Consider the following 26,941-nt stretch of genomic DNA (forward strand, 5'->3'; position numbering starts at 1 on the left):
ATGCCCGGCCGCCTCGACGGCGGGGCATCCGAGGAACGGGTGGGGGGACTGCGTCCTATGGAGCAGAGCAGCACCGCGGCAGGTGCCGTGCTCAGGCTGTCGATCGTCAGCGACGACCGGCGGCTCGACGCCGGCGTGCCCGCGCAGGTGCCCCTGGTCGAGATCATCCCGGGCTTCGCGCGCAGCCTCGGCGTGCTGGATCCCACCCTCGCGCACGGCGGCTACGCGCTGCATCGCGCGGACGGCACCGCGCTGGATCCCGCCCGCGGCGCGCTCGCGCAGGGCGTGCACGACGGCGAGCTGCTGACCCTCGTCCGAGGCGGTCTCGTGCCCGCGCCGCGCGTCTACGACGACGTCGTCGAGGCCGTGATCGACGCGACCGGCGAGCAGCACGGCGTGTGGACGCCGAAGGACGGCGCCCGCACCGCCCTGTTCATCAGCCTCACCTTCCTCGCGCTGTGCGCGCTGCTGCTCGTCGCGAGCGGCGCCGGCGTGCTGTCGGCCGCGATCGCCGGCGGCGGCGCCCTCGTGCTCGCCGCGGCCGCGGCCGTGCTGATCCGCCTCGACCAGGCCGAGGCCGGGCACGCGCTCGGGCTCGCCGCCGCCGCGTTCGGCGGCCTGTGCGGGTACCTCGCCGTGCCGCAGGCGACGCTGTGGGGCTGGCCGCTCGCGGCCGCCGGTCTCGGCATGCTCGTCGTCGGGGGCGCCGGGCTCGCCGTCACGAACGACAAGCCCGAGATCCACCTCATCCCGATCGCGCTCGGCGGCGCCATCGGGATCACCGCGACGGCGAGCGCGCTCGTCGGATCCGTCGTCGCCCCGTACGCCCTCATGCTCGCGATCACCGCGACCCTCGCGAACGGTCTGCCCTGGCTCGTGCTCACCTCGACCCGGATCAGGGTGATCTCCCCGCAGAGCGACGCCGACATCTTCAGCGTCCCGGATCCGATCGACGGCGACGAGGTCAAGCGCCGTGCCGCCGCCGGCACCCGCGCGCTCATCTCGCTGCGCGCCGCGCTCGGGATCGCCGCACTCGTCGCCACCCCGCTCGTGGCCGCGCAGGGCCTCGCCGGCGCCGGCCTGTGCCTTCTCGCGTTCGTGGGGATGATGTTCCAGTCGCGGCAGGTGCACGCGCGGCGCGGCGTTCTCGTGCTCATGCTCATCGGCGCGCTCGGTCTCGCCGCGACCGGCCTCACGGTCGCGCTCGCCCAGCCGGACCTCCGCCAGAGTCTGCTCGTGGTGCTGCTCGCCGCGACGATCATCCTCATCGGGCTCACGCTCATGCGCCCGAAGGCCCGGCTGCGTCTCGCCCGGGCCGCGGACACGATCGAGGTCGTCGCGATGGCGCTGGTGCTGCCGCTCGGCGTCGTCACGGCCGGGCTGCTGTAGACGATGGCGACGAAGAAGGACCTCATCGAGGCGCAGGGCTTCAGCCGGCGACGGCTGCTCTCGGCGTTCACCTCGGGCGCCCCGGGCGGCAAGGAGCTGGAGCCGGCGAAACCGCTGCGCGCGGTGACCGCGGGTGTCGCGCTCACGGCCATGCTGCTGCTCGGCGGCCTGTTCTACGGCCTGCTCCGCCCCGGCCTGCCGCAGGGCTGGCAGGACAACCGGCTCATCGTCGCGACCGACACCGGGGCGCGCTACGTGTCGATCAAGGGGCAGCTGCACCCGGTCATCAACACCGCGAGCGCCCGCCTGCTCATCCCCGCCGGGAAGTTCTCGGTGATCAAGACGGATCGGGCGACGCTCGCGAAGATCCCCGTCGGCCCCGCGATCGGCATCGTCGGCGCACCCGACGACCTGCCCGCTCCGGGATCCCTGGCCAACGCCGGCTGGACCGCCTGCGTGGACGGATCCGCCGGCGTCGCCGTGTCGATCGGCGGCGGATCCGTGCAGGCCGCGACCGCCGATGCGGGAGCGGTCGTCCGCCGCGGCGACGACCTGTTCGTGATCTCGGGCGGAGTGCGGCACGCGGTCCCGAAGGCCTCCGCCGATGCGGTGCTGCGCGCGGTCGGCCTCGGCACGGCCCGCATCCGGTCCGTGGACGGCCGATGGCTGAACCTGTTCTCGCCCGGCAGCGACTTCGCCCCGCTCGTGCTGAGCCGCACCGGCACGCGCATCCCGAACAGCGACCTGGCCAGCGGCGATGTCGTGCACGTGCAGGGCCGCCCGGCCGAGGAGCGCTACGTCCTCACCGCCGATGGCAAGGCGGCCCCGCTCACCCCGCTCGCGTACCAGCTGTACCTGCTGGGCAGCGGTGCGGCCGGCGGGACGGTGAAGGACCTGCCGCCCGCACAGCTCGCCGCGCTGCCGACCGGCGCCGCCGCCGGCGGATCCGACTGGCCCGCGAACCCGCTGACCCCGCTCGCCGCCGACGCCGCGCCGTGCGCGCTGCTCGACAAGGACGCCGAGACGGTCCTCGCCGCGAGCACGGCGCCGCTGCCGGACGACCGGAGGACCCCGTCCGTGCGGGTCGGCACCGGCGCGCTGGTGCGGATCGGCGAGGGCTCCGCGGCCCTGCACATGCTGATCGACGGATCCGGCACCGCCTATGCGGTCCCGGGCGGCACGGACGCCGTCCAGCGCCTCGGCTATGCGGCCGGCGACGTCGGTCGCGCCCCGGACGCCTGGATCCAGTTCTTCCCCGCCGGCCCCGCCCTCTCCAGTGCGGCCGCCGGGCGCACCCCCTCGGCCGCGAGCGGCGGATGAGACGCACGACCGGGATCCTCGGCGTCGCGGCGCTCGTGGCGGCGGGGCTGCTGGCCGCGCCGGCGGCGTCCGCGGCGGGCGAGGCCTGCCGGCCCGGCCAGGTCGTGCTCACGCCGAGCACCCCGCCGGCGCTGGTGTCGCTGGGCGCGGCGGAGGCGAACAAGCGCGCGACCGGGCGCGGCGTGACCGTCGCGGTGGTCGACTCCGGGATCGACGCGGGCAACCTGCACCTCGCCGGTGCGGTGGCCGGCGGCGTCAACCTCGTCGGCGACGGCGAGCGCCCCGACGGGCTCAGCGACCCGCTGGGCCACGGCACCGTGATCGCGGGCGAGATCGCCGCACGTCCCGTCGCCGGATCCGGGGTGGTCGGTCTCGCACCGGATGCATCGCTGCTGTCGGTGCGGGTGTTCCGCAGCGACACCGACGATGACGCGAAGAAGGGCTTCGGCCCCACTCCCGCCCGGATCGCGGACGGCATCCGCTGGGCCGCCGACCACGGCGCCCGCGTGATCAACGTCTCGCTGAGCACGCAGCAGGACGCGCCCGAGCTCCGCGCCGCGGTCGCCTACGCCGCCGCGCAGCACAGCCTCGTCGTGGCGAGCGCCGGCAATCGCGCCGCAGCTCCGGACGCGCCGAACGGCGTGCGCTACCCCGCCGGGTACCCCGGCGCGCTGGGCGTCTCCGCGGCCGCGGACGACGGCCGGAGCACCGACGACTCGATCCACGGACCGCAGGTCGCCCTCACCGCGCCGGGGGCGAACGTGCTGAGCACCGCCACCGGGGCCGGCGACTGCCAGTTCGACGCGGTCCCCTCGGCGAGCTTCGCGACGGCGTATGTGAGCGGCGCGGCGGCGCTCGTGGCCCAGGCGCACCCGTCCGAGCCGGTCACCGGCTGGGCGTACCGGCTCACCGCGACCGCGCTGCGCGCCGACGCCGACCGTCGGGACGACCGCGACGGCTGGGGCTTCGTGCAGCCGGCGGCCGCGAACACGCTCCTGCCGGACGCCAGCACGCGCGGGCCGGCCGGCCCGTTCTCCGACGCGGGGAGGAGCGCGATGCGTCCGCAGGGCGCGCAGGCCGGATCCGATCCCTCGGCCTCGCCGTTCGTGCGCACCCAGGAGACGGCGATCCTCGCCGCCGTGGTCGCGGCGGCCCTGCTCGGCCTGTTGACGACGCTCCTGCTGCTGCGCCGCCGCCGGTCGGAACGGGCAGAGGCGTCCGCCGCCACCCCGCCCCGCCCCGGCGGCCTGTTCGGCCAGGAGAAGCCCGACCTGTTCTGAGCCGGTCTACGCGGCTGCAGCCGTCCCGCGCACCAGCGATCCGAGAGCCCCGACGAGCAGCGCGATCGGCACGAGCACGCCGCCGGCGGCGAGGCCGAACGTGCTTCCCGCGATCAGGCTGAGCACGATGGCGATCCCTCCGCCGAGGACGCCGAGGGCGAGCACGAGGATCGTGAACAGCCGGGCCGGCCCGGTCAGCGCCCGCCGATTCGGGCCCTTCCGGGCGAGCTGGAACGCGAGCACGGCGAGCAGGAGCGTGAGCACCGCGAGCAGCGCCGCGACGAGACCGCCGCCGACCAGCGCGCCGTCCGAGCCCGACCCGCCGAAGCAGAGTGCCGAGATCGCGGCGTTGACCACGGCGAAGACGAGCAGGATCCCGCCGAGCGCCCCGGGGCGCCGCGCGCGGGCGGGCCCCTGGCTGTCCGACGGCGGCATCGCGGATCCGTTCCCGGTCATTGCGTGGCGATCTTCGGCCAGGTGGAGATGCCGGCGCTCGTCGAGGCGAGCGTCGACTTGGACGACCCTGCGGCGGTGGTCAGCGTGTAGACGCCGAAGCCCGCGGCGGCCAGGAAGGCCACGATGCCGAGCGTCACCAGCACCGGCACGGCGGGGAGCCCGATGATCGTGCCGGTCGCGATGGCCGCGCCGGCGAGGGCTCCCAGCAGGGTCAGGATCGCGACGACGACCGCGGCCCAGAACGCGACGATCGCCCCGGCCAGACCGCTCAGCGCGCTGGCCACGTTCTCCGCGTAGTCCGCGAGGATCGACGTGTTGGCGCGCCGCTGCGGCTCGAGCGACTGCTCGTACTGCGACGCGGCCCGGCCCTTCCAGCGGTCGTCCACCGACAGCTGCGAGGCGGTGATCGTGTCGTTGATCTTGGAGACCTTGCCGGCCGCGCTCCGCCACGTCTCCGAGGCGCTGTTCAGCAGCCCGGGGTTGCCCACGTAGCTGAGCTTGTCGGTGAACCAGTCCCAGAACTCGCCGAGCTTGGCGATCATCCTGTCCCAGGCCTCGTGGAGCTTGTCGACGACCCACTTCAGGAAGAACGGGATGTGGTCGAGCACGGCGTTCACGAGCCGGGTGATCTCGTCGATCTTCGCCCGGATCTTGTCGAGGAGCTCGATGACCTTCTCTGCGGGATTCATTGTCTACTCTCCGGTCGTCGCGCAGCGGCTCACTCGGCTGGCTGCCACATCTTGTAGTACTCGGACTTCGAGATGTCCTCGAAGCGCTGGAAGTCGTCGCGGACCGCACGGAGGGCGGTGGCCCCCGCCCTCACCTCGCGGGCGCCGTCGGTGAGCAGCTGGACGACCTGCGTGTGCAGCTGCGCGTACTGGTCGGCGACCTCGAGCGCACCGAACGAGAACGCGCCCCGGTAGACGTCGACCCCGTCGATCGTCCGGGACGCCGTCTCCAGCGTGTTCCCGGCCTCGTCCCAGATCGAGGCATCCTTGCCCAACGCGTCGAAGCAGAGCTTCAGCTCCGGATCCATCGTCATCCCCTCCCGCTGATGTAGTCGACGAAACTGTCCGGATCGTCGAGGAAGCGCTGATACTCGGCCAGCGGCGTGCCGGCGAACGGCCCGGCATCGCGGCTGGTCGCGGTCGCCGCCCGCGCCTCCGCGATCGCGGCGTTGAGCTCTCGGGAGATCTGCGACCCGCTCGTGCGGGCCAGCCAGTTCTCGGAGAACGAGACCGAGACGAGCTCCCCCATCGCGCTCACCTCGACCGTGAGGTTCCGCGACAGCGGCGTGGTCGAATGCGTGGTCCGCCCGCGGCGGAACGCCTCGGCGAAGGTCTCGTCGATGTTCGCCGAGATGTCGTCGAGCATCGCGAGCACGTTCTCCAGCGACCGTGTCACGGCAGCGCCGCCATCCGGCTCCGCTTCGAGCGCCGCCTGGATCCTGGCCGCAGCCGACTCTCCCGCGGGCGGGGTCGGGGACGGCCGACGGGTCTCCTCTGCCGCCTCGCCCAGCCCTTCCGCCCAGGCCGCGGTCCGGGCCGCGGCGAGCTGCTGCACGGTCTCGACGATCGCGGAGCCGAGCTCGCCCGGACGGTAGACGTCCTGCCAGTTGTCTCCCACCACGACGGTGGTCCCCTCCGTCTCGGACAGGGTCACCTCGATCTGCCCCGCCTCGTCCGTGGTCGAAGCGGGTCGCTCCCGCCCGGCCGCGTCGGCGTAGGTCTGCGCGTCACGGGACACCTCGTCCCGCAGTTCGAAGAACATCTCGGCGTCGTCCGACACACCACTCCCCCCTCGACGCGCAGCGCAATGCGCAGCGCGTCCTGCTTCTCCGGTCGGGGAGCCCGTCACACCGTGACGCGGTTCCCTCCGTCTTCACAGTAGGCGAGTGCCCGGACCGTCGCCAATGGAGAGAACTCCCCATCCCCGCGGAGGGGCGCCCGGTCAGCCTGCCCCGTCGAGCACGATCAGCATGCCCACGTCGCCGAGCAGGATCCGCCCCTGCACCGGCGCCGGAACGCCGGGTGCGGGCACGGTCGTGCCGCCGTCCCGGGCGAACACGCGCACGCCGTTCGTCGAATTCAGGTCGGTGAGCCGCCAGCCGGATCCGTCGCGGTCGAGGCGTGCGTGGGTCTTCGACAGCGTGCGCGTCGCGTCGGGGATCCGCACGGTCTGATCCCCGGCAGCGCCGGCGGGGGCGCGGCCGAGCACGATGCCGGATCCGGTGAGCGGCAGGCGGGTGCCGTCGTCGAGGACCAGGACCCAGCGCTCGCCCCGCGGAGCTTCGGCGACCGGGACGGGCTGGGCGGAAGCCGGGACGGGCTGGGCGGAAGCCGGGGCGGGCTGGGCGGGAGCCGGCGCGGGTGCGGGCCGCGGATCCGATGCGCGCGCGGATCCGTCCGTCACCGGCGCCGATCCGCCGGGCACCGCATCGATCAGCGCCGACTCGGCCGGCACCGCCGCCGGGATCGCGTAGCCCGATGCGTCGCGCGCGAGAGCGGCGCGCGGCGACACGACGCGGGTGCGGATCCCGCCCGTCTGCGGGCCGCCCGGCACGGCCGTGCCCGCCTCCGCGACCGGATCCTGCCCGGCCGCGAGCAGGGTGGCCCAGAGCGGCGGGAGGACGATCGCGAGCAGCGTGAACCCGCCGCCGTGCCGGAAGCGCCCGTTGATCCGGTGCGCCGCGACGATCTTCAGGTACAGGCCGTAGAGCTGCACGACCGGGATGAAGAAGAACACCGCGCCCCAGGCCGGAACGCCGCCGCGGGAGAGGACCTCGGCCTCGTTGAGCACCGGGACCCAGCCCTTCCAGCCCTCCCCGCCGATCCGTGGGAACAGCTTCGCCAGCGCGGCCGCGTACCAGATCCACAGTCCGACGCCGAGCGCGAGCCCGGCGGCGCCGCCGACCGCGAGCGCCGGCAGCAGAGCCGACCCGACGGGCAGTGCCATGAGCGATCCCCCTCCGTATCGTCCGCCGCTCAGCCTAACCGGGCACCGGATGGGCCTCCGCGGTCCCCGGATCGGCGGCCCTCCATCCTTCGATCGATTTCGCGCCTGACGGGGCCTTCACGCGGCCCGCGCACAAGCGTCCGCCGTAGGCTCGGAGCATGATCCTCGACCCCCTCCTCCGACGCCTCGAGCCGCTGCTGCTGCGCGTCGACCGCATCGCGGGCGGGCGCCAGTCGCACGTCCTGATCACGGAGGAGGATCGCGACCACCACCGCACGGTGCGCGCGTTCCGCGGGGTGTTCTGGCTGCTCGCGGTCGAGCTCCTGATCGGCGTGGCGGCGGTGGTCGTCGCCGTCGTGATCGCGGTGCAGGCCCGCAGCATCCTGGCCGTTCCGTTCGCGGTCTGGATGCGCGCGCTCATCGTGCTGGCGATGACGGTCACGCTCTTCTACTTCGCCTGGCGCGCGGCGCTCGGCTGGCGCTGGGCGTACCAGCGACTACGGCTGTTCGCGCAGATCTTCCCGGTGATCACGCTCGTGATGGCCGCGATCCCCGGCCTCTACCCGGCGTGGATGGTGACCGAGCAGATCATCTTCAGCCTCATCATGATCGGCGTCGCCGACTTCCTCCTCAGCGACCACATGCGCCAGGTCTTCCGCAAGCCCGACACCGGGTCGGACGGCACCGCCGAGCCGGGCCCGGAGGCCCCGGCCGCCGCCTGACGGCCGCCCCGAGCCTCCTCCCCCGGGCTCGGGCCCCGAGCTCGCCGAAGGGCGGCCCGGAGGCTGTCGAAGCTCAGGCGGCTCGCCAGCACCCCTCGACGTGGTCGTCGACCATGCCGGCCGACTGCATGAGCGCGTACATCGTGGTCGGGCCGACGAAGCGGAACCCCTTTTTCCGCAGCGCCTTGCTCATCGCGTCCGACTCGGGCGTGACCGCCGGGATCTCCGCGATCGTGCGGGGACGGGGTCGGCGCTTCGCGGGCGCGAACGACCACATCAGCGCGTCGAGCTCGCCCTCGGCCAGGTCGCGCACGATCCGGGCGTTGCCGATCGTGGCCTCGATCTTGGCGCGGTTGCGGATGATCCCCGGATCCGCCATCAGCCGGGCGATGTCGTCCTCGCCGAAGCCGGCGACCGCCGCAGGGTCGAACCCGGCGAACACCTCGCGGAACCGCGGACGCTTGCGCAGGATCGTGATCCAGCTCAGTCCGGCCTGGAAGCCTTCGAGCGCCATCTTCTCGAACAGCGGGCGATCGCCGTGCAGAGGCCGCCCCCACTCCTCGTCGTGGTACCGCAGATAATCGGGGTCGTCGCCGACCCAGGGGCAGCGGGTGCGGTCGTCGGCGGTCGGATCCGAGGTCATGCCGACCAGCGTAGGCCGGGCCGGCGACATCCCGTCCCGATCCCTGCGCCGGTCCACCGCCCGTCCATCTCCGCTCGCTGGTCGCGACACGCCCTCATTTCTGAGGTTCGGCGACGATTCGCGACCAGCTAGCGGAAGGGGAGGGCGGGTCAGAGCTGGCGGGCCTTCTTCAGCGCCTTCTCGTCCGCGGGCGCCTGACCCGAGGCGCGCAGGTCCTCGTAGTACGCGCGGGCCTCGTCCTGGCGGGTCTGCTCCGCACCGGAGGCGAGGGGTGCGCGCACGTGCTCGGGCGCGTAGCCGAACGCGTTCACGAGGTCGAGGGCGTGCGGGCGCAGGCGCGTGCAGAGCCGGTCGATGTAGCGCGAGACCGAGGCCGCGCGCTGGGCCGACAGGCGGCCGTTGATGAGGTACCAGGCGAGGTGCTTCTCGATGAGCTGCAGCCCGAACAGGTCGCGCAGCCAGGTGAGCACCGTGCGGCTGCCCTCGTCGGTCGTACGGCCGACCGCGTCGCTGAACGCCTCCCACTGCAGCAGCTCGCCGTGCGCGCGGGCCGCCTCGATGAGCTCGGCCTGGTTCTCGTTGAACAGCTTCTCGCCGAGTGCCTTGTCCTTGCCGGCGGCGCGGAGACGGCCGGCGACGTCGGCGATCATCTGCTGCACGCGGTCGGTGAGCAGCTCGTGCTGCTGCTCACCGCGCAGGCCGTTCTCGACGGAACGGGCGATGGATCCGAGGTCCGCGACGGACTGGCCGAACTGCCGGAGACCCGCGCCGTGGAACACCTTGCCGGCGGTCTGCTCGACGGCGTACCGGGCGAGGGCCGCCGCGTCCTTGCCCTTGAACTGCTTCGCGAGGTCGGTGAGCAGGCGCTTGCCGACGAGCTGCAGCAGCACGTTGTTGTCGCCCTCGAAGGTCACGTAGATGTCGAGATCCTGGCGGAGGCCGACGAACCGGTTCTCGAACATGAAGCCGGCGCCGCCGCAGGCCTCCCGGCACTCCTGCAGGGTGTCCAGCGCGTGCCAGGTGGACAGCGGCTTGAGGGCGGCGGCGAGCGTCTCCAGATCCTCGCGGTCCTGCGGGGTGTCGGTGCGGCCGGAGAAGACGCCGTCGAACTTCTGCAGGAACTCGTCGTGCGCGAAGAGCTGCGCGTAGGTCGTGGCCAGGCGCGGCAGGAGCCGGCGCTGGTGCTTGCCGTAGTCGAGGAGCGTGGTCTCCTCCCCGCTCGCGCCGGTGAACTGGCGGCGCTGGCCGGCGTAGGTGATCGCGATGTACAGGCCGAGCGCGGACGCCCAGGAGGAGGCACCGTCGAGCGAGACCCGGCCCTGCACAAGGGTGCCGAGCATCGTGAAGAAGCGGCGGCCGGGGCTGTCGATCGCGCTGGTGTAGGTGCCGTCGGCGGCGACGTCGCCGTAGCGGTTCAGCAGGTTTGTGCGCGGGATCCGCACGTGGTCGAAGCTGAGCCGGCCGTTGTCGATGCCGTTCAGGCCGCCCTTGAGCCCGTCGTCCTCGCGAGAGATGCCGGGCAGATCCTCGCCGGCGTGCTCTCCCTCTGTGCCGCGCAGCGGCACGTAGAAGCAGTGCACGCCGTGGTTGACGCCGTTCGTGATGAGCTGCGCGAACACGGTCGCTGCGACGCCGTGCAGGGCGGCGTTGCCGAGGAACTCCTTCGTCGCCGCACGGAACGGCGTGTGGATGACGAACTCCTCGGTCTCCGGGTCGTAGGTCGCGGTCGTGCCGATCGAGGCGACGTCGGATCCGTGCCCGATCTCGGTCATCGCGAACGCGCCGGGGATCTCCAGGCTCATGATGCCGGGCAGCCATTTGTCGTGGTGCTCCGCGGTGCCGAGCTGCAGCACGGCGGATCCGAACAGGCCCCACTGCACGCCCGACTTGATCTGCAGGCTGGGGTCGGCGGCCACGAGCTCCTCGAAGCCGGCGATGTTGGCGCCGTTGTTCTCCTCGCCGCCGAGGCGCTGCGGGAAGGCTCGGTGCACGGCCTTGTTCTGCACCAGCAGGTGCATCTGGGTCAGCACGCGCTCGCGGTGCGCGTCCTTGCCGAGGGAGTCGTCGCGCCAGAACGCCGGATCCTTGATCATCTCGCGCGCTTCGCGGCGGGTGTCGGCCCACGTGCCGAGCAGCAGATCGCCGACAGCGGCGACGTCGATGCGCGTGGCGGGGCCGTCGGGAGTGCTTTTCGCGGTGGTGGTCCGAAGGGCGGCGTCGACCATGGGGATCCTCTCGGGAGCTATCGGGATGTCATCATGGTAGGTCTCTCACAACACGGCATGAAGTCGGCTGTGGAGATCCGCCAACCATTTCCGGCGGCGAGGTTCCGGCGGGTTGTGGCGATGCCACAGGACAGGCGGTCGCGGGGCCGTCCGGCCGGATCTCGGATCCTGCACGGGCGGTCGCCGACCACACCGGAGATGGATTTCGCTGCCCGCACGGTGTGCGCCGCGGCGTTTTCCATCTTTTCGCGAAACGGGGCGGTCCGGGGAGATGGATTTCGCCCGTAGCGGCCACCCGGGAGCAGCGCTTTCCATCTTCGACGAAAGGCCCGCGACCGCGCGGCGAACCGACCGCGACCGCGCGGCGAACCGACCGCGACCGCGCGGCGAACCGACCGCGACGGCCGCGGGCCGCGGTCCGTGGGCCGTGGACTGCGGACCGGACGGCGGTCGAGCCGGGCTCAGCCCTCGGCGGCGATGACCTCGAGCACGGCGTCGCCGTACGCCTCGCGCTTCTTCTCGCCGATGCCGCTGATGCCGACCAGGTCCTCGGCACGGACGGGCCGGTGCTCGGCGAGGGCGCGCAGCGTCGCGTCGCCGAACACGACGTACGCGGGAACGCCCTGCTCGCGCGCGGTCTGCGCCCGCCAGGATCGCAGCGCCTCGAACAGCTCCCGGTCGCCCTCGGCGAGCGCGTCGGCGGCCGAGCGCTTGGCGGACCGGCCGGATCCGGAGGCCCCGGCGCGGACGACGACATCGTGCCGCAGGTTGACCGGTGTGGACCCGCCCAGCACCCCGGTGCTGGCGTCGCTCACCGCGAGCGTGCCGTACTCGCCCTGCGCCTGCATGAGCCCCTGCGCGAGCAGCTGCCGCACGACCGAGCGCCACTGCGCGTCGGTGAGATCGGATCCGATCCCGTAGGTGGCGAGCTCGTCGTGCCGGAACTTGCGAATCTTCTCGGTCGACGCCCCGCGGAGGATGTCGATGAGGTGCCCGGCGCCGAACGACTGCCGCCGCTCGCGCTGCAGCCGCACGATCGTGGACAGCAGCTTCTGCGCGGGGATCAGCCCGTCCCAGCTGTCGGGCGGGGTGAGGCAGGTGTCGCAGTTGCCGCACGGCTCGGACGCCTGGCCGAAGTAGCCGAGCAGGTTCTGCCGACGGCAGTCCACGGTCTCGCAGAGCGCGAGCATCGCGTCGAGGTGCTGGTTCTGGCGCTGCTTGATGACGCGGTCGCCGTCGGACTGCTGGATGAACCGGCGCTGCTGCACGACATCGCCGAGGCCGTACGCCATCCAGGCGACCGAGGCCTCGCCGTCGCGGCCGGCACGGCCGGTCTCCTGGTAGTAGCCCTCGACCGACTTCGGCAGGTCGACATGCGCGACGAAGCGCACGTCGGGCTTGTCGATCCCCATCCCGAACGCGATCGTGGCGACGACGATCACGCCGTCCTCGCGGAGGAACCGCGACTGGTGCGCGGCCCGCGTGCCGGCGTCGAGGCCCGCGTGGTACGGGATCGCGTCGAAGCCCTGCGCGCTGAGGTATTCGGCGGTCTGCTCGACAGACGAGCGGCTGAGCGCGTAGACGATGCCCGCGGAGCCTTCGGGCTGACTGCGGATGAACGCGACGAGCTGCTTGCGCACGTCGACCTTGGGGTCGATCCGGTACTGGATGTTCGGCCGGTCGAAGCTCGCCACGAAGTGCTTCGCGGCGGGCAGGTGCAGCCGCTCGGTGATCTCGCGATGGGTCTCGCGCGTCGCCGTCGCGGTGAGCGCGATGCGCGGGACGCCCGGGAATCGCTCGGCGAGCCCGCCGAGCGCGAGATAGTCGGGCCGGAAGTCGTGGCCCCACTGCGACACGCAGTGCGCCTCGTCGATCGCGATGACGCTGAGCGATCCGCGCTGCAGCAGCGCCAGGGTCTGCGGGTTGGAGAGGCGCTCGGGCGCGACGTAGATCAGGTCGATCTCGCCCGCGAGATACGCGCGCTCGACGTCGCCCCGGTCGGCCGAGGTCTGCGTCGAGTTCAGATGGGCCGCGCGCACGCCGTTGGCGCGCAGGGCGTCGACCTGGTCGTGCATGAGCGCGATGAGCGGGCTGACCACGAGCCCGGTGCCCTCGCGCACGAGCGCCGGCACCTGGTAGCAGAGGCTCTTGCCGCCGCCCGTCGGCATGAGGACGACCGCGTCGCCGCCGGCGACGACCTGGTCGATGATCGCGGCCTGGTCGCCGCGGAAGGCGTCGTAGCCGTAGACCGTGCGCAGCGCCTCGAGCGGGGTCGGGAAGCGGCTGGGAGCGGGCGTCACCGCGGACGGTCCCTGAGCCCGTCGAAGGGCGACGGGCGCCGGGAAGCTGCCCTGCGGCACGGCCCCGGGGGATCCGGCCCATTCGCCCTCCTCGGGCGGCGGCGCAGCGTCCCACGGCTCGTCCCCGTACGGCATGTCGGCGTACGGATCGTCGAGCGGGGCGTCGGACCACGGCAGATCCGCGTAGGGGTCTCGCGGATCGTTCTGAGGCATGGATCCAGCGTAACCAGCCCCGCGGACATCACCGGCCGCTCTCCACAGCCGGACCCGGATCCGTGCCGGCGCCGGCGCGGAACGGGTCCCGTTTCGAAGAGTGCGAAGTGTTGCATCTGAGGCCGCGGACGACACTTTGCGCACTGCGAAACGGATCGATCCCCCGAACCGCCTCGAACCGCCTCCGGGTGCGCGGGGCACCGAAGGCGGTTCGAGGGGGTTCGTCCTTCGACCGGCTCAGGAACCGACCTGATCAGCTGATCTTCTTGCGGTAGATGGCGATCGCGAAGCCGTAGGCGATCGCGAGGATCCCGACCATCCAGGCCAGGGCGATCCAGATGCTGGATCCGACCGGGGCCCCGGTGAAGAGCGCCCGGACCGTGTTCACGATCGACGTCACCGGCTGGTACTCCGCGAACCAGGCCACCGGGCCCGGCATCGACGACGTGGGCACGAACGCCGAGCTGATGAACGGCAGGAAGATGAGCGGGTAGCTGAACGCGCTCGCGCCATCTACGGTCTTCGCCGAGAGCCCCGCGATGACCGCGAGCCACGTGAGCGAGAGCGTGAACAGGATCAGGATCCCGGCCACGGCCAGCCACGCTCCGACGGACGCGCCCGTCCGGAAGCCCATGAGCAGAGCCACCCCGACCACGATCGCGACCGACACGATGTTCGCCACGAGCGAGGTCAGCACGTGCGCCCAGAGCACGCTCGAGCGGGCGATCGGCATCGACTGGAACCGCTCGAAGATGCCTCCCTGCAGGTCGAGGAACAGCCGGTACGAGGTGTACGCGATGCCCGAGGCGATCGTGATGAGCAGGATCCCCGGCAGCATGTAGTCGATGTACGACTGCGAGGATCCGGTGTGGATCGCGCCGCCGAGGACGTAGACGAACAGCAGCATGAGCGCGATCGGGGTCACCGCGGTGGTGATGATCGTGTCGGGGCTGCGCAGGATGTGTCGCAGCGAGCGTCCGGTGAGAACGCCGGTGTCGCTGAGGACGTGAGCGGTCATTTCACCGCCTCCTTCTCTGTGGAATCTTCGACCGGCTCGGGGACCGGTGCCGCGCTCGGCCCGACGAGGGCGAGGAAGACCTCCTCGAGCGTGGGCTGCTTCTCGACGTACTCGACCTTGGCCTGCGGCAGCAGCCGCTTGAGCTCGGCGAGCGTGCCGTTCTGGATGATGGTGCCCTCGTGCAGGATCGCGATCCGGTCGGCCAGCTGCTCCGCCTCGTCGAGGTACTGCGTGGTGAGCAGCACCGTGGTGCCGCTGTCGGCGAGCTGCTTCACGGTCTGCCAGACCTCGATCCGCGCCTGCGGGTCGAGCCCCGTGGTCGGTTCGTCGAGGAAGATGACCGGCGGGTCGCCGATCAGGCTCATCGCGATGTCGAGCCGCCGGCGCATGCCGCCGGAGTAGGTGCCGGCGCGGCGTCCGCCGGCCTCGGTGAGGGAGAACCGGGCGAGCAGGTCGTCGGCGACGGATCCGGGATCCTTGAGGTGCCGGAGCCTCGCGACGAGCACGAGGTTCTCCCGGCCGCTGAGGACCTCGTCGACCGCGGCGAACTGGCCGGTGAGACTGATCGCCTGGCGCACGTCGTTCGGCGCCGTCGCGACGTCGAAGCCCTGTACGCTCGCGGATCCGCCGTCGGCCTTCAGCAGCGTGGAGAGGATCCGCACGAGCGTGGTCTTGCCGGCGCCGTTCGAGCCGAGCAGGGCGAAGATGCTGCCCCGCTCGACGTCGAAGTCGACGCCGCGCAGGACCTGCAGGTCCTTGAACGACTTGGTGACGCCCTGCACGCGGATCGCGGGGGCGGCGGAGGTGGTCATGATCGGTTCCCCTTTCCTTCGGCCTCGTCGATGGCCTGGGTGAAGCGCTTGCGCTCCTTGTCGATCCACTCGCGGCCGGCGTACGCCTTGGCGAACGTCTCCGCGAAGTCGACCGGGTCGTCGCCGACGATGTCGCGGACCGGGGTGCCGTCGATCGCGGCGCGCTCCCAGAGGTCCGCCAGGTCGGAGAACATCCGCACCATGGTGTCGCCGTCGGTGATGCCGCCGGCGTACATCAGGTAGCGCTGCATCGCGGTCGCCGCCGCCGCATACGGCGCCGGGAGACCCTCGATGCGGGCCTTGTCCTGCTTGTACTGCTTCTTCTGCTCGAGAGACCCGGTGAGGGCTTCGATCCACTTCGCGGCCATGTCAGGCTCCTTCGTTCGTCTCGGTCGTGCTGTTCGTGTGGTGGAGCTGTTCGATGCGCTCTGCGAGGAAGCTCCACGTCCTCCAGAACTCGGCGAGCTGATCCCGCCCCTGCGCGTTGAGCGTGTACACCTTGCGCGGCGGGCCCTTCTCGGACGGGACCTTCTCCACGTCCACCAGGCCCTTCTGCTCGACCCGGACGAGCAGCGCGTACACGGTGCCCTCCGCGATGTCGGCGAAGCCCGCATCGCGCAGCCAGGTCGTGATCTCGTATCCGTAGGCCGATCGCTCGGCCAGGATCGCCAGGACGATGCCCTCGAGCGTGCCCTTGAGCATCTCGGTCATCTGACTCGCCATCGCGATCGCCTCCTTCTACTCAGTGATGTTGACTACTGGTAGACAGTAACACTGAGTACCGGTACCTAGCAACAGTGAATACCAATTTTTTCGCGGCCCGCTCCCGAAGCTCCTGTGTTCGCGGGCGGACCGGCCGGACAGCGCGATGCCCCCGGATCCGAGGATCCAGGGGCATCGCGGTCCGCGGGTCGCGACGGGCGACAGGGACGCTCAGAGCCCGTCGTCGGGGCGGAGCGGGCGCACTCCCTGCGCGTGCAGGAGATACTGTGCGCGCAGCGGGATCCCGAGCAGCGACATCTGCCGTTGCATCTCACGCGCCCAGGATCGCGTGTCGTCGTCGAGGGTCTCGCCGACGACCTGTTCCCAGACGAGCACGACGGAGGCATTGCCGGTCAGCTCCCGGAGCATGCCGATCCTGTGTGCGATCAGCCCGCCATGGCTGACCTCACCGAGGTCGTCCACAGCGACCTCCTCGTGCGGATCCTCGGGATAGTCGGCCATGGGCATGAGCGGCTCGCCGAGGCACCCCCGCCCATCGATGAAGAGCAGCCAGAGCTGACGCTGATTCGCCCGCTGCAGCAGCAGCTCGATCGCGTCGCGGAGGTCGTCGTCGCCGGCGAGCACGTGGTCGCGGAGTGTTTCAGGGTTCATACCCGCCAGCGTGACCACGTCCGCACGTCCGTCGGCCGCCGATCACGCAACCGGTGCAGAACCCGCCTCGCCCGGCGCCTGTGCAGGAAGAACGGACCGTGGCCGAGCTGTCGTTCCCTGATTGCGCGGCCGATTCCTGCGCGATGCGCGAGCCGCGCTGTCCCTTTCTGCATGCGCTGCACACCTTTCTGCAGCGCATGCAGGATTCGACAGCGCGGATGGTTCCGCCGGATCTCAAGCGGCGCGAACCGGTCCGCTCTCCGGACACGCGGAACGCCCGGACACGCGGAACGCCCGGACACGCGGAACGCCCCCGGTCCGCGGATCCGGGGGCGTTCGGACGAGGGCGACGCGGCGTCAGCGCTTGCCGGCGATCTGGCGGGACACGATGTCACGCATGATCTCGTTCGTGCCGCCGTAGATGCGGTGCACACGGGCGTCGAGGAAGGCGCGGGCGATCGGGTACTCGGTGATGTAGCCGTAGCCGCCGTGCAGTTGCACGCCCGCGTCGAGCACCTCCCACTCCCGCTCGGTCGCCCAGAACTTGACCTTCGCGGCCTCCTCCGCGGAGAGCTTCCCGTCCTTGTAGGCGAGCAGCGCGCGGTCGACGTAGGCCCACAGCGCGTCGACGGTCGCCGACATGTCGGCGATCTGGAAGCGGGTGTTCTGGAAGTCGATGATCCGCTCGCCGAAGGCCTCGCGGTCCTTCGCGTACGCGACGGTCCAGTCGTAGCCGGCCTGTGCGGCGGCCGCGCCGGCGACGGCGATCGAGAGGCGCTCGAGCGGCAGGTTCATCATGAGCTGGACGAAGCCGAGGCCCTCCTTGCCGCCGACGAGGTTCTCGTCGGGGACGAACACGTCGGTGAAGCTGAGCTCCGCCGTGTCGTGACCCTGGAAGCCCATCTTGTGCAGCTTCTTGCCGTGCTCGAAGCCCTCCATGCCGCTCTCCACGAGCACGAGGCTGAAGGCGTCGGGGCGGTTGCCCTCCCCCGTCTTCACGAAGGTGACGAGGATGTCGGCGGTGGCGCCCGAGGAGATGAAGGTCTTGGAGCCGTTGACGAGGTAGCCGCCGTCGACCTTCTTCGCCGTGGTCTTGATGCCGCGCAGATCGGATCCGGCCCCCGGCTCGGTCATCGCGAGCGCACCGATGATCTCACCCGTCGCCATGCGCGGCAGCCACTTCGCCTTCTGCTCCTGCGTGCCCATGTGCACGAGGTAGGGCACGGCCAGGTCGTCCTGGATCCCGAGCGCGCCGGCGAGGGATCCCGCCCCCGCGGCGATCGTCTCCTCCATCACCACGGTGCGGAAGCGGTAGTCCTGCAGCATGCCCGCGCCCCCGAACTCCTCCGGCACGGAGAGCCCGATGAGGCCGGCCTCGCCCGCCGCGAGCATGGTCGCGCGGTCGATCTCACCTTCCGCGTTCCAGCGCTCGATGGCCTCGTTCGTGACGTGGCGCTTGATGAAATCCTTGACGAGGTCGCGGAACGCCTCGTGGTCCTCGTCGTAGATGTCGCGTTCCATGCCCGCTCCTCCAGATCGTCGTGTGCATCTTCGCACTGGCGATCCTACGCGGAAAGACGGGGATCGCGGCGCCGATTGTGGGAATGCATCTCACGATTGATGAGACTCGGTGTCACCGTTGTGGGAACGCTCACGCAGCCCAGGGCCGGGCCGGGCCGGGGGTGCGCGCGTCTCAGCCCGGGTAGGAGGGCGCGGCGGGCAGCCCGAAGAACTGCTCGAGGGTCGTGAAACCGCCGTCGTGGTACGCCGTCGCGAGGGGCACGCCGATGTAGCGGAGGTGCCACGGCTCCGGGTCGTAGCCGGTGACCGGGGTCTGGCCGGCGACGTAGCGGACGATGAATCCGTACTGCCAGGCGTTCTGCGCGACCCAGGCGCCGCCGGACGTGTCGCCGAAGTCGTTGATGCCGCCGCAGTTGCGCGCGCACGACACGACGTCGGCCGCCATCCCGGTCTGATGCTCGCTGTGCCCCGGGCGGGCGGAGAGCGCGTCGCCCTGGACCCGCCCGTACATCTGCACCTGCCCGGAGTAGGTCTGCACCTGGGTGTCGTACGAGCGGTAGCCGCTGCCGAGGCCGATCCGGCCGACCCCTGCGGCGGCCGCGCCGGCGGAGAGCTTGTCCAGCGCCTGGGCCACATCGCTGCGGACCGGGCCGGCGCTGTCCTCGGCGATCAGAGCCGGCTCGCTGAGCGAGGCCGGGGCGAAGGTCAGCGGAGCCAGCGGGCGGGCCTTGTTCACGACGAGCCAGTCACGGGTGGGATCGCCGAGGTTGATGCACGGCGCATTGCCCGCAGCCACGGCCGCACGGAACGCCGCACCTCCGCCGAAGGCCGCGACCACGGCGTCGTCCCCGCCCGAGGCCAGGGCGGTCTGCACCGCGGGCTCGGCGCACGGGTTCGCGGCCCGCACGGCGCGGAGCATCACCTGCGGCAGGCTCTTGGCCGCGGCGGGCATCGCGATCCCGGCGGCCTTCCCCTCCCCACGAGGACCCGCGGCGGCCGAGCCGTCGGCGAGCGACCAGAGAGCACCGATCAGCGCGACAGCCAGGCCGACCGTCACGAAGAGCCGGAACACGATGCGCGGGTCCGTGCCGCGCCCGCTCGTCGGGGTCTTCGGGTCTGCCACCCGTCCATTCTGTCCGGCGGACCTGAGCGTCCGCGACATTCGAACATCATCCCGAACACGCCTTGACCTTTCTTCGTCGTTATGTTCGAATATGGTCATGAGGTGGCAGGGGCAGAGGATCGACGAGGCCGACGAGGCGGCGCTGCCGGGCATGGAGAACCGGACCGGGTTCCTGCGCACCGTGACGACGCCCGAGTTCGCCGGGATGACCTTCCACGAGGTGCTCGCGAAGTCGGCTCTCAACCACGTGCCCGGCCCGTCGAAGATGCCCTTCGCGTGGACGATCAACCCGTACCGGGGGTGCAGCCATGCGTGCGTGTACTGCGTCTCGCCAGAGACCCTGATCCTGTGCGCCGACGGACGTCAGCGACCACTGCGTGATCTGGAGGTCGGCACGGAGATCTATGGGACGGAGAAACGCGGGGCATATCGGCGCTACGTACGCACTCGGATCCTCGCGAAGTGGTCGACGCGGAAGCAGGCGTACCGGATCACACTCGCCGACGGAACGGTACTCACGGCGAGCGGCGATCACCGCTTCCTCACCGATCGCGGCTGGAAGCACGTCACCGGCGGCGAGACCGGACAGCGACCACATCTCACCCTCAAAGACCGGCTCTTGGGATTCGGCGGAGGAGCTCCGCCGAAAGTCGCCACTGACGGCCTCGGTTTCCGGCACGGCTACCTGTTCGGGATGATTCGCGGCGATGGCATGATCTTCCGTCGGACTGACGACGACGGCATCCGCAAGCGGAAGATGGCCGTGTTCCGCTTGGCCCTTGCCGACGAGGAGGCCCTGGAGCGCACCCGTTCGTACTTGAGAAAGGACGGCATCGACGTTCGAGAGCGCCCATTCTCGACGGCTAGTCCCACCCGCCGAGCCCTGAACGCGCTGCACACGGCCGCGGCATCTTCCGTAGCCGCCATCGAGGCGATCGTCCGCGACGCGAACCCGGCCGATCCAGAGTGGTGCGCGGGCTTTCTCTCCGGAATCTTCGATGCAGAAGGCAGCTGCTCACGAGGCGTCCTGCGCATCTCGAACAAGGATCCAGAAATCCTCGACCTCACCTCTGCGGCCATGTCTGCTTGGCAGCTCGAGCACGTGGTCGAGCCTCCTCGCCCGAATGACGTACGCGATGTCCGACTCGTGGGCGGACTTCCTGCCCGCCAGCGCTTCTTCTCCCTCACGAAGCCCGCGATCACGAGGAAGATGGATCTCGAAGGTCTGGCAGTGAAGACCGTCGCCGACCTCCGAGTGCGATCCATCGAACCGCTCGATGGCGAACAGGATCTGCTCGATATCACGACAGGCACCGGCGACTTCGTCGCGAACGGCGTGATCAGCCACAACTGCTTCGCCCGGGGGACGCACACGTATCTGGATCTGGACGCGGGGCACGACTTCGATTCGCAGATCGTCGTCAAGGTGAACGTGGTCGAGACGCTGGAGAAGGAGCTGCGGCGCGGATCCTGGCAGCACGAGACCGTCGCGCTCGGCACGAATACGGATCCGTATCAGCGTGCGGAGGGCAGGTACCGACTGATGCCGGGGATCATCCGGGCGCTCGCCGACTCGGGGACCCCGTTCTCGGTGCTCACGAAAGGGACGCTGATCCGGCGCGACATCCCGCTGCTGGTCGAGGCGGCCGCGCGTGTGCCGGTGGACGTGCAGCTGTCGATCGCGATGTTCGACGAGACCCTGCGCGAGGCGATCGAGCAGGGCGCCCCCTCGACACAGGCCCGACTGGACACGGTGCGGGCTCTCAGCGACGCGGGATTCCGGGTCGGGGTGTTCCTGATGCCGATCCTGCCGCACCTGACCGACTCGGTGGACGCGATCGACCGAGCGCTGCTGCGGATCAAGGAGTCCGGCGCCGACCACGTCATCTACGGCGCACTGCACCTGCGCGCCGGGGTGAAGCCGTGGTTCCTGCAGTGGCTGTCCCAGCACCGGCCGGATCTGCTGTCGTCGTACCGGGCGCTGTATCCGGGGACGGCCGCGGAGGCGCCGAAAGACTACCGGCGATGGCTCGCGCGCCGGGTGCGACCGCTCATCCGGATGCACGGGCTCGAGGCCCGACACTCGGACGACCGACCCGCACGGCGGAGCATGCAGGGCCCCGATCCGGAGCCGACGGGGGCGATGCCGCTGTGGCTGTTCGAGCAGCCGTCGGCGGAGCGATCCGCCCCGTCCCGGATCGGAGCGCCACGGGCGCCCGAGCCGGCGCCGACTCTGTTCTAGAGGATGCTCGGGCCTGGCGGATGCTCGGGCCTGGCGGATGCTCGGGCCCGGAGGACGCTCGCGGCCCCGGGAACGACGAGACGCGGCTCCCGGAGGGAAACCGCGTCTCGTCTCGGCCGGCCGTGCCGGCGTGGCTCGCCGACCCCGCGAGGGGTCCGGATCAATACCAGTTGGTGGCCTGCGAGTGGCCCCACGCGGAGCAGGGGGTGCCATACACGCTGTTGATGTAGCCGAGGCCCCAGCGGATCTGGGTGGCGGCGTTGGTCGCCCAGTCGCCGCCGGCGCTGGACATCTTGCCGCCGGGCAGCGACTGCGGGATGCCAGTCGCCCCGGACGAGTTGTGCGCCTGGTAGTTCCAGCTGGACTCCTTGTTCCACAGCGAGTTCAGGCACTGGAACTGGTCGGAGCCCCAGCCGTACAGGTCCGCGGCCATCTGCCGGGCCGTGGCACGGGCGCCGTCGGGGGTGTTCGCCGCGGCGAGGGCGTCCGCCGCAGCCTGAGCGGCGGCGGCCGCCTGCTGCTGGGCGACCTCGGCCTCGTACTGTGCGGCGGCGTTGTTCAGGCTGGTGCGGAGCGCGGCGACCTGCGACTCCACGCGCTCGGCGTAGCCGGCGAGGTCGACCGCGACCGGGCGCAGCGCGTCGCGCTCCGCGGTTCCGGACTTCACGAGGGAGTCGTACGCGTTCTGCAGTCCCGCCGTGTCGACGGCGGGCTTCGCGGCACCGAGGTTCAGGCCCGACTTCTGCACGTCCGAGGCCGCGGCGGCGGCATCCGTCAGCGCGGTCTGCGCGGTGTCGAGCGCTGCGCGCACCTGGAGCCGAGCGCTCGCGAGCGGAGTCTCGTCGACCACCACGTTGCCGGGCAGGACGGCGGCGTGGGCCGCATTGACGGCGGTGGTCCCACCGATCGCGACGGCGCCGAGAATGGCGGCGGCGGTGAGGACGGCGGCCGTCTTCCGACGGCGGACAAAACGAAGCAACGAGTTTCTGGGCATGACGAACGTAACGATCCTTTGAGTCTTCTTGCCGCTCAAAACGGCCGGTACACCCTCGGGTCGGGCGCACAAGGTAACGATCCTGCATCACTGACCCTGGGAGCTTCCCTGTTTTCCCGGGATCTACCAGAGTGTTTTGCTCAAACTCTCAGGTTGCGCTTACCGCCGAATATCGCCGCGGAAGGCGATCTCCCGACGCCCTTGGAGGGGATGTCGGAGGCGATGTCGGAGGCGCCGGATAACGTGGCGGAATGATCACGCTCCGCCCCTGGCAGCCCGAGGATCGCCCGCTGCTCGACCGGTTCAACACCCTCGAGATGACGGCGCACCTGGTCGCGCAGGAGAGCGACGAGGAGCTCGAGAAGCGACACCGGCGCTACCTCCGCACCGACCTTCCCGGACGGATGCTCGTCATCTGCGACGGGGACGACGCGGTCGGCTCGATCGGCTATTGGGAGACGAGCGAAGGTGCCGACGACGCGGTCTGGGAGGCGGGATGGAGCGTGCTGCCTGAATTCCAGGGCCGCGGCTACGCCGGTCAGGCTCTCGCGGCGCTCCTGGACGTCGTGCGGGCGGACGGGCGCCATGCCGAGATACACGCCTACCCCTCGGTCGACAACACTGCGTCGAACGCGCTCTGCCGCCGGGCCGGTTTCACGCTGCGCAGCGCCCGGCCGTTCCCCTTCCGCGGCGAGGAGATCCTCAGCAACGACTGGGCCCTGATCCTCTGAGGCCGGCGGGCGGGTTCCGGAGACGACGAAGGGCCAGAGATTCCCCGGATCGATGCCCGGATCAGGGATTCTCTGGCCCTCGACAGTCGTGCCCGCGCGGCGGGCGCGCCGTCAGGAGGTGAGGTCGGCGGCGGTCGGCACGCGACCGGCGATCTCCTCGATGAGGTCGTCGCCGAGGCGCGCGTCCTCGAACGGCGCGTCGATCTCGGCGCGGTCGAGCAGCTCGGTCATGCGGCGGCGGCGCTGACGGGTGATCAGCGTCACGACGCGACCCTCGTTGCCGGCGCGGCCGGTCCGGCCGGCACGGTGCAGGTACGTCTTGTACTCGTCCGGGGCGTCCGCCTGCACGACCAGGTCGATGTCGTCGACGTGGATGCCGCGGGCGGCGACGTCGGTCGCGACGAGGACGTTCACGCGGCCCGAGGTCAGCTTCTGCAGGTTGCGGGTGCGCTTGGCCTGGTTCAGGTCGCCGTGCAGCGAGACCGCGGGGATCCCGGCGTCCTCGAACTGCTCGGCGAGCATCTCGGCGTAGGCACGGGTGCGCGCGAAGACGAGGGTGCGACCGTCGCGGTCGACGAGGGAGGAGAGGATCTCCGCCTTGTCGCGGTGCTCGATCACGAGCACGCGGTGCTCGATCGTCCCGGAGTCCTGCGTCTCACCGGCGACCTCGAAGACGGCGGGGTCCACGAGGAACTCGTCGACGAGCGCGGCGACCTCGCGGTCGAGCGTCGCGGAGAACAGCAGCTTCTGGCTGCCCTCACCCGTGTGCCGGAGGATCCGCTGCACGGGCTCGACGAAGCCGAGCTCGCACATGTGGTCGGCCTCGTCGAGCACGGCGATCCGCACGTCGGAGAGGTCGAGCTTGCCCTGGTTGATGAGGTCCTCGATGCGACCGGGGGTGCCGATCACGATGTCGACGCCCTTCTTCAGCGCGCCGACCTGACGGGCCTGCGGGACGCCGCCGTAGATCTGCGTCGTGAAGAGGCCCACGCTACGCGCGATCGGCTGCACGGTGCGGTCGATCTGCAGCGCGAGCTCGCGGGTCGGCGCGAGGATGATCGCGCGCGGCGAGCGGCCGAACTCCCGCTTCTTGCCCTTCTGCGACTGCAGGATGCTCTCCACGAGCGGGGCGCCGAACGCGATCGTCTTGCCGGATCCCGTGCGGCCGCGGGCGAGCACGTCGCGCCCCTCGAGCACGGCGGGCACGGAGGCCGCCTGGATCGGGAACGGCGTCTGGGCGCCCATGTTCGTCAGGATCTCGACGATGTTGGACCCGAGGCCGAGGTCGGCGAAGGTCACATCGGCGACCTCGGCCGCCTCGACCGTCTGGGCGACGAGGCGCTCGTGCACGACGTCCTCGATCGCCTCCTGCTTCGGAGCGCGGTCGGTGCCGCGGTTCCAGTCGTCGCGCGCCGGACGCTCGGTGCGGCGCGGTCGGTCATCGCGCTCGAATCGCGGGCGGTCGTCGCGCTGCGGGCGGTCATCGCGCTGCGGGCGGTCATCGCGCTGCGGGCGGTCATCGCGCTGCGGGCGGGCCGGGCGCTCGTCGCGGCCGAACCGCGGGCGGTCGGTGCGGTCGTCGCGGCGCGGGCGGTCATCCCGCTCGAACCGCGGGCGGTCATCCCGCTCGAACCGCGGGCGGTCGTCGCGCTGCGGACGCGGCGAACGGTCGTCCCGGTCGTAGCGGGGGCGCTCGGCGCGGTCGCCGCCGAACCGCGGGCGGTCGTCGCGCTCGAACCGGGGCCGCTCGGCGCGGTCGTCCCGACGCGGACGGTCGTCACGGTCGTCCCGACGCGGACGGTCGTCACGGTCGAAACGGCGGGCACGGTCGTCCCGGTCGAAGCGCGGACGGTCGTCACGGCGGTGCGGCGCGTCGACGCGGCCGGACTCGGCGCGGCTGCGGATCGAGCGGGCCTCGTCGCGACCGGCCCGCTCCTGCGACGACCAGCGCTGCTTGGGCGCGCGCTCGCCGGCGGCCGGCTCCGCACGGAAGCCGCGGTGGCCCGGGGACCGGCTGCCGGGACGGCTGTCCACCCGGCGGTCGTCGCGGGCCGGACGGGCGTCGCGGTCGAAGCGCGTGCCGCGGTCGGCGCGATCGGTGCGCTCGAAACGGTCCGTGCGGGCCGGACGGGCGTCGCGGTCGGTCCGTCCGAACCGGTCGGTGCGGTCGGCGTAGCCGCGGCCTGCCTCGCCGTCGCGGGCCGGGCGACCCTGGTTGTGCCGGTCGTGGAACGACGTCTTCTTGGCGTAGCGCGGCTCGAAGTTCGCCGAGGGGCGACCGCCCTTGGGCTTGTGGTTCTTGGGCATGGGTGTGTCCTTGTCTGGTTCTCGCACGAGAACAGCGCCCGTCACCCTCGTGGGGACACGGACATACCCGGGCAGTCTTCGGCCGGGGGCCATTCATGTGATGGATCTCGCGACCGGCGAGGTTCACCGGCGCTCCATCGGCCCCTGGGCTCACACGTTCGCACACATCCCGCGTCCCCCGGAGATCCCGTGGGGCCGCGGCTGCCCGAAGCCGACCCTCGATCCTACCGATCGCGGCTGGGAACCCGCCACACGAGCGCCCCCGTGCACCCTACGATGGCGGCATGACCACTCCCACGGGTGTCCAGATCCATCTCGCGGCGGCCGGCGTCAGCGCCCAGCTCTCGCAGGTCGGGGCGTCGCTGCGGCACCTCGTCGTCGACGGGACGACGGTCGTCCCGCCGTATCCCGAGGACCGCCCCGCGCCGTCCTGCTCGGGCGTGGTGCTCGTGCCGTGGCCGAACCGGATCCGCGACGGCGTGTGGATCGACGGCGACGAGACCCGCGCGCTCGCGGTCACCGAGCCCGCGCTGCACAACGCGAGCCACGGGCTGATGCGGTACACCGCGTACGAGATCGCCGAGCAGGACGATGCGACGGCGCTGCTCCGCGCAGACGTCGTGCCGCAGACGGGCTACCCGTACCTGCTCGAGACGTCCGTCCGGTACACCCTGACCGAGGACGGGATCGCGGTCGAGCACACCATCGTGAACCGCTCGACGACCCCCGCGCCGGTCGCGCTCGGCACACATCCCTTCCTCACGATCGGCGACGCGGATCCGCGCGAGCTGCGGCTGCGCGTGCCGGCCGAGACGTTCTTCGAGACGGACGGCCGGATGCTGCCGGTCGGCGAGTCTCCCGTCTCCGGCGGCACGGATCTGCGCACCCCGCGCCGCCTCGGCGAGCTGCAGCTCGACACGGGTTTCGCGACCCTGCGCCGCGACGCCGACGGCCGGGTGCGCAGCACGCTCGCCGCGCCGGACGGCCGCACGGTCACACTGTGGCAGGGCGAGGGCATGGACTACGTGCAGGCCTACACGACGGATCGCTACCCCGACCAGGACCTCGTCGTGGCGATCGAGCCGATGACGGCTCCCGCCGAGGCCTTCAACTCGGGTCGCGGACTGCGTCGCCTCGCGCCCGGCGAGAGCTGGATCGTGGACTGGGGCATCACGCTCACCCGATGACCTCCGGAGACCGTCGCCCGAGGGCGCGGCGGAGCTGATCCCGACCGGGCAGGATGCGCGTCCGCGCCACGGATTCCCCCGATGAATCCCGCGGATCGTGGGTGATCCGCCCGCCCTTTCCGGGTGGAT

24 protein-coding genes are annotated in these 26,941 nt (G+C 71.4%); 7 read left to right on the forward strand and 17 right to left on the reverse strand.

The features are described 5' to 3' along the window. Positions 1–57 precede the first annotated feature (57 nt). From eccD to RBR11_RS15225, 3 genes are read left to right on the forward strand one after another with little or no spacing between them, the layout of a single operon-like run. A complete protein-coding gene (gene eccD, locus RBR11_RS15215; protein WP_308490221.1) occupies positions 58–1,389 on the forward strand; it encodes a type VII secretion integral membrane protein EccD in 1,332 nt (443 codons plus the stop codon). 3 nt (positions 1,390–1,392) lie between these two features. Beyond that, positions 1,393–2,709 carry a type VII secretion protein EccB gene (eccB, locus tag RBR11_RS15220; protein ID WP_308490222.1) on the forward strand — a complete coding sequence of 439 codons (1,317 nt, stop codon included), beginning with the start codon at positions 1,393–1,395 and terminating at the stop codon, positions 2,707–2,709. Beyond that, positions 2,706–3,989, forward strand: a complete 1,284-nt coding sequence (locus RBR11_RS15225) for a S8 family serine peptidase (protein WP_308490223.1) — start codon at positions 2,706–2,708, stop codon at positions 3,987–3,989. Before eccB ends, RBR11_RS15225 begins: the two co-directional genes overlap by 4 nt. A gap of 6 nt (positions 3,990–3,995) precedes the next feature. Here RBR11_RS15225 and RBR11_RS15230 read toward each other — a convergent pair whose 3' ends face one another. The 5 genes from RBR11_RS15230 to RBR11_RS15250 form a co-directional block, all read right to left on the reverse strand. Further along, positions 3,996–4,445, reverse strand: coding sequence for a hypothetical protein (locus tag RBR11_RS15230; protein WP_308490224.1), 450 nt, complete (start codon positions 4,443–4,445; stop codon positions 3,996–3,998). Further along, positions 4,442–5,134 (reverse strand): hypothetical protein, encoded by a 693-nt coding sequence (locus RBR11_RS15235; RefSeq protein WP_308490225.1) that lies wholly within the window; start codon positions 5,132–5,134, stop codon positions 4,442–4,444. Before RBR11_RS15235 ends, RBR11_RS15230 begins: the two co-directional genes overlap by 4 nt. 29 nt (positions 5,135–5,163) lie before the next feature. Beyond that, complete coding sequence (locus RBR11_RS15240; protein WP_308490226.1) at positions 5,164–5,481, reverse strand: hypothetical protein; 318 nt, start codon at positions 5,479–5,481, stop codon at positions 5,164–5,166. A gap of 2 nt (positions 5,482–5,483) precedes the next feature. Beyond that, complete coding sequence (locus tag RBR11_RS15245) at positions 5,484–6,233, reverse strand: hypothetical protein (RefSeq protein WP_308490227.1); 750 nt, start codon at positions 6,231–6,233, stop codon at positions 5,484–5,486. 162 nt (positions 6,234–6,395) lie between these two features. Continuing rightward, positions 6,396–7,400: a DUF5684 domain-containing protein gene (locus tag RBR11_RS15250; protein ID WP_308490228.1), complete on the reverse strand. Its 1,005-nt coding sequence runs from the start codon at positions 7,398–7,400 to the stop codon at positions 6,396–6,398. Positions 7,401–7,558: 158 nt separating this feature from the next. On the opposite strand from RBR11_RS15250, the gene RBR11_RS15255 reads away from it, so the two are divergent. Beyond that, positions 7,559–8,122, forward strand: coding sequence for a hypothetical protein (locus tag RBR11_RS15255; RefSeq protein ID WP_308490229.1), 564 nt, complete (start codon positions 7,559–7,561; stop codon positions 8,120–8,122). Positions 8,123–8,195: 73 nt separating this feature from the next. Here the strand turns inward: RBR11_RS15255 and RBR11_RS15260 are convergent, their stop codons facing one another. From RBR11_RS15260 to RBR11_RS15305, 10 genes are all read right to left on the reverse strand, one after another. Then, positions 8,196–8,765, reverse strand: a complete 570-nt coding sequence (locus tag RBR11_RS15260) for a DNA-3-methyladenine glycosylase I (RefSeq protein WP_308490230.1) — start codon at positions 8,763–8,765, stop codon at positions 8,196–8,198. A gap of 149 nt (positions 8,766–8,914) precedes the next feature. Continuing rightward, the gene (locus tag RBR11_RS15265) at positions 8,915–10,990 is read right to left on the reverse strand and encodes an acyl-CoA dehydrogenase family protein (protein ID WP_308490231.1); all 2,076 of its coding nucleotides are present in this window, start codon (positions 10,988–10,990) and stop codon (positions 8,915–8,917) included. Positions 10,991–11,451: 461 nt separating this feature from the next. Next, a complete protein-coding gene (recQ, locus tag RBR11_RS15270) occupies positions 11,452–13,503 on the reverse strand; it encodes a DNA helicase RecQ (protein ID WP_308490232.1) in 2,052 nt (683 codons plus the stop codon). A 253-nt stretch (positions 13,504–13,756) separates the two neighbouring features. Further along, positions 13,757–14,521 (reverse strand): ABC transporter permease, encoded by a 765-nt coding sequence (locus RBR11_RS15275; RefSeq protein ID WP_308490233.1) that lies wholly within the window; start codon positions 14,519–14,521, stop codon positions 13,757–13,759. Continuing rightward, the gene (locus RBR11_RS15280) at positions 14,518–15,333 is read right to left on the reverse strand and encodes an ABC transporter ATP-binding protein (RefSeq protein WP_308490234.1); all 816 of its coding nucleotides are present in this window, start codon (positions 15,331–15,333) and stop codon (positions 14,518–14,520) included. The genes RBR11_RS15275 and RBR11_RS15280 overlap by 4 nt, the downstream gene beginning before the upstream one ends. After that, entirely contained in the window at positions 15,330–15,701 is a 372-nt protein-coding gene (locus RBR11_RS15285) for a DUF1048 domain-containing protein (protein ID WP_308490235.1), read from the reverse strand. The genes RBR11_RS15280 and RBR11_RS15285 overlap by 4 nt, the downstream gene beginning before the upstream one ends. Position 15,702: 1 nt before the next feature. Next, a complete protein-coding gene (locus RBR11_RS15290) occupies positions 15,703–16,056 on the reverse strand; it encodes a PadR family transcriptional regulator (RefSeq protein WP_308490236.1) in 354 nt (117 codons plus the stop codon). 210 nt (positions 16,057–16,266) lie between these two features. Continuing rightward, on the reverse strand, positions 16,267–16,707 hold the full coding sequence (locus tag RBR11_RS15295; protein WP_308490237.1) for a hypothetical protein: 441 nt from the start codon (positions 16,705–16,707) through the stop codon (positions 16,267–16,269). 357 nt (positions 16,708–17,064) lie between these two features. Continuing rightward, positions 17,065–18,228, reverse strand: coding sequence for an acyl-CoA dehydrogenase family protein (locus RBR11_RS15300; protein WP_308490238.1), 1,164 nt, complete (start codon positions 18,226–18,228; stop codon positions 17,065–17,067). 172 nt (positions 18,229–18,400) lie between these two features. After that, positions 18,401–19,351: a M15 family metallopeptidase gene (locus RBR11_RS15305; RefSeq protein WP_308490239.1), complete on the reverse strand. Its 951-nt coding sequence runs from the start codon at positions 19,349–19,351 to the stop codon at positions 18,401–18,403. Between the two features lie 97 nt (positions 19,352–19,448). On the opposite strand from RBR11_RS15305, the gene RBR11_RS15310 reads away from it, so the two are divergent. Further along, entirely contained in the window at positions 19,449–21,593 is a 2,145-nt protein-coding gene (locus RBR11_RS15310; protein WP_308490240.1) for an intein-containing Rv2578c family radical SAM protein, read from the forward strand. 160 nt (positions 21,594–21,753) lie between these two features. Here RBR11_RS15310 and RBR11_RS15315 read toward each other — a convergent pair whose 3' ends face one another. Next, positions 21,754–22,587, reverse strand: a complete 834-nt coding sequence (locus tag RBR11_RS15315; protein ID WP_308490241.1) for an aggregation-promoting factor C-terminal-like domain-containing protein — start codon at positions 22,585–22,587, stop codon at positions 21,754–21,756. Between the two features lie 251 nt (positions 22,588–22,838). On the opposite strand from RBR11_RS15315, the gene RBR11_RS15320 reads away from it, so the two are divergent. Further along, positions 22,839–23,318 (forward strand): GNAT family N-acetyltransferase, encoded by a 480-nt coding sequence (locus RBR11_RS15320; RefSeq protein WP_308490242.1) that lies wholly within the window; start codon positions 22,839–22,841, stop codon positions 23,316–23,318. A 111-nt stretch (positions 23,319–23,429) separates the two neighbouring features. On the opposite strand, the gene RBR11_RS15325 is transcribed toward RBR11_RS15320, so the two are convergent. Continuing rightward, positions 23,430–25,625, reverse strand: coding sequence for a DEAD/DEAH box helicase (locus tag RBR11_RS15325; protein WP_308490243.1), 2,196 nt, complete (start codon positions 25,623–25,625; stop codon positions 23,430–23,432). Positions 25,626–25,909: 284 nt separating this feature from the next. On the opposite strand from RBR11_RS15325, the gene RBR11_RS15330 reads away from it, so the two are divergent. Then, positions 25,910–26,812 (forward strand): aldose 1-epimerase family protein, encoded by a 903-nt coding sequence (locus tag RBR11_RS15330; RefSeq protein ID WP_308490244.1) that lies wholly within the window; start codon positions 25,910–25,912, stop codon positions 26,810–26,812. The last annotated feature ends 129 nt before the right edge of the window (positions 26,813–26,941 follow it).

The sequence above is a fragment of the Microbacterium capsulatum genome (assembly GCF_030865425.1).
Classification (GTDB): Bacteria; Actinomycetota; Actinomycetes; order Actinomycetales; family Microbacteriaceae; genus Microbacterium; species Microbacterium capsulatum.

Bases quoted from the DNA above. Each gene is read 5' to 3' on its own strand.
- RBR11_RS15320 (WP_308490242.1), top strand. From the start codon at position 22,839: ATGATCACGCTCCGCCCCTGGCAGCCCGAGGATCGCCCGCTGCTCGAC.
- RBR11_RS15225 (WP_308490223.1), top strand. From the start codon at position 2,706: ATGAGACGCACGACCGGGATCCTCGGCGTCGCGGCGCTCGTGGCGGCG.
- RBR11_RS15230 (WP_308490224.1), bottom strand. From the start codon at position 4,445: ATGACCGGGAACGGATCCGCGATGCCGCCGTCGGACAGCCAGGGGCCC.
- RBR11_RS15285 (WP_308490235.1), bottom strand. From the start codon at position 15,701: ATGGCCGCGAAGTGGATCGAAGCCCTCACCGGGTCTCTCGAGCAGAAG.
- RBR11_RS15280 (WP_308490234.1), bottom strand. From the start codon at position 15,333: ATGACCACCTCCGCCGCCCCCGCGATCCGCGTGCAGGGCGTCACCAAG.
- RBR11_RS15325 (WP_308490243.1), bottom strand. From the start codon at position 25,625: ATGCCCAAGAACCACAAGCCCAAGGGCGGTCGCCCCTCGGCGAACTTC.
- eccD (WP_308490221.1), top strand. From the start codon at position 58: ATGGAGCAGAGCAGCACCGCGGCAGGTGCCGTGCTCAGGCTGTCGATC.
- RBR11_RS15235 (WP_308490225.1), bottom strand. From the start codon at position 5,134: ATGAATCCCGCAGAGAAGGTCATCGAGCTCCTCGACAAGATCCGGGCG.
- RBR11_RS15315 (WP_308490241.1), bottom strand. From the start codon at position 22,587: ATGCCCAGAAACTCGTTGCTTCGTTTTGTCCGCCGTCGGAAGACGGCC.
- eccB (WP_308490222.1), top strand. From the start codon at position 1,393: ATGGCGACGAAGAAGGACCTCATCGAGGCGCAGGGCTTCAGCCGGCGA.
- RBR11_RS15300 (WP_308490238.1), bottom strand. From the start codon at position 18,228: ATGGAACGCGACATCTACGACGAGGACCACGAGGCGTTCCGCGACCTC.
- RBR11_RS15265 (WP_308490231.1), bottom strand. From the start codon at position 10,990: ATGGTCGACGCCGCCCTTCGGACCACCACCGCGAAAAGCACTCCCGAC.
- RBR11_RS15310 (WP_308490240.1), top strand. From the start codon at position 19,449: ATGAGGTGGCAGGGGCAGAGGATCGACGAGGCCGACGAGGCGGCGCTG.
- RBR11_RS15295 (WP_308490237.1), bottom strand. From the start codon at position 16,707: ATGAACCCTGAAACACTCCGCGACCACGTGCTCGCCGGCGACGACGAC.
- RBR11_RS15255 (WP_308490229.1), top strand. From the start codon at position 7,559: ATGATCCTCGACCCCCTCCTCCGACGCCTCGAGCCGCTGCTGCTGCGC.
- RBR11_RS15250 (WP_308490228.1), bottom strand. From the start codon at position 7,400: ATGGCACTGCCCGTCGGGTCGGCTCTGCTGCCGGCGCTCGCGGTCGGC.
- RBR11_RS15240 (WP_308490226.1), bottom strand. From the start codon at position 5,481: ATGGATCCGGAGCTGAAGCTCTGCTTCGACGCGTTGGGCAAGGATGCC.
- RBR11_RS15290 (WP_308490236.1), bottom strand. From the start codon at position 16,056: ATGGCGAGTCAGATGACCGAGATGCTCAAGGGCACGCTCGAGGGCATC.
- recQ (WP_308490232.1), bottom strand. From the start codon at position 13,503: ATGCCTCAGAACGATCCGCGAGACCCCTACGCGGATCTGCCGTGGTCC.
- RBR11_RS15260 (WP_308490230.1), bottom strand. From the start codon at position 8,765: ATGACCTCGGATCCGACCGCCGACGACCGCACCCGCTGCCCCTGGGTC.
- RBR11_RS15275 (WP_308490233.1), bottom strand. From the start codon at position 14,521: ATGACCGCTCACGTCCTCAGCGACACCGGCGTTCTCACCGGACGCTCG.
- RBR11_RS15330 (WP_308490244.1), top strand. From the start codon at position 25,910: ATGACCACTCCCACGGGTGTCCAGATCCATCTCGCGGCGGCCGGCGTC.